The organism is Macrococcus equipercicus (assembly GCF_004359525.2).
GTDB classification, from domain to species: domain Bacteria; phylum Bacillota; class Bacilli; order Staphylococcales; family Staphylococcaceae; genus Macrococcus; species Macrococcus equipercicus.
On record NZ_SCWC02000028.1, the window covers coordinates 1 to 1,171 of the forward strand.

At 21.6% G+C, this 1,171-nt stretch carries 1 protein-coding gene; it reads left to right on the forward strand.

Features of this window, described 5'->3' with window-relative positions:
• A partial coding sequence (locus ERX35_RS11280) for a DUF1430 domain-containing protein (protein WP_149459981.1) occupies positions 1 to 1,127 on the forward strand: 1,127 nt, incomplete at its 5' end.
• Positions 1,128 to 1,171 lie beyond the last annotated feature (44 nt).

The following is a 1,171-nucleotide window of genomic DNA, read 5'->3' on the forward strand; positions in this document are numbered from 1 at the left end:
GACAAAAACCCTATAAACAACTTAGAATTATAAGCACTTTTACTAAGTGTATATTGTTTTTAGTATTTTCTATTATCTATATAGGAAATTATACCCACTTAAAAGAACTTAGCTTAATTAATGAATCAAAGAAAATATGGAATCAAATGGGTGATTATTATACAGTAGATATAGCTCCAATTTTCTATAAAGAAGAAGAAAAAAAAATATTGCAGAAAAAATTTCATAATTTAATTATTTATAGCGAAAAAACAAATAATACTTTACTGATTAGAAACAATAATGTTTATAATCCTAGTAATACATATTCTAACGTTGAGAATAGTAAAGTACTATTTATAAATAAGAATTTCATTGATTTTTATGGAAAATTAGATCAAGATTTTTCAATTAAAACAGATGCTAGTCAGATTGAAATTATATTGCCTGTAAATTCAATGAGTAAACGAAAGAATATTGAATTAGATGTTAACGATTGGATAAAATTTCAACAAGATGGTACAAATATAAACCAAAATTCTCATTTTATAAGTAAGGAAAATGACTATAAAATTTATTCATTTGATACTCGCACAATGAAAAAGTATTCCTATATATATTCACCTGTTATTCTAGTCATAGAAGGCAATGATTTAGGTGATGATTTTTATTATACATCTGTTTCTCAAGGATCATATCTTTTTAAAAATTATGATAGTACTATAGACAATATAAAAAAGTTTGGCCTCGAAAACTATGTAAGTAGCGTTACTAGTTTCAAAGATAAAGTCAATAGTGACTATAAAGAAATTAAAATTAAATATTTAATTTTATTATCAGCACAGATATTAAATATTGTTACTATATCAATAACTATATTATTTGATATTAAACAGTATTTTGATCAAAACAAGAAATTATTACTGATAAAAAAGATTCATGGATATAGTATTTTGCATAGTAATATAACTTATATTTTATTGCAGTCATTGCTAATAATATTTGTGGGTATATCTTGCTATTTTTATTTTAAAAATATAATTTTTATTTATATCATGCTTATTTTCATTTTGTTTCAATTTGTTTTACAAATAATATATATATATATATTAGAAAAAAATTACACTAAACTAGTTAAGGAGATATAAAATGAAAAAGATTATTTTAACGATTATAATATGTCTAGTAATGC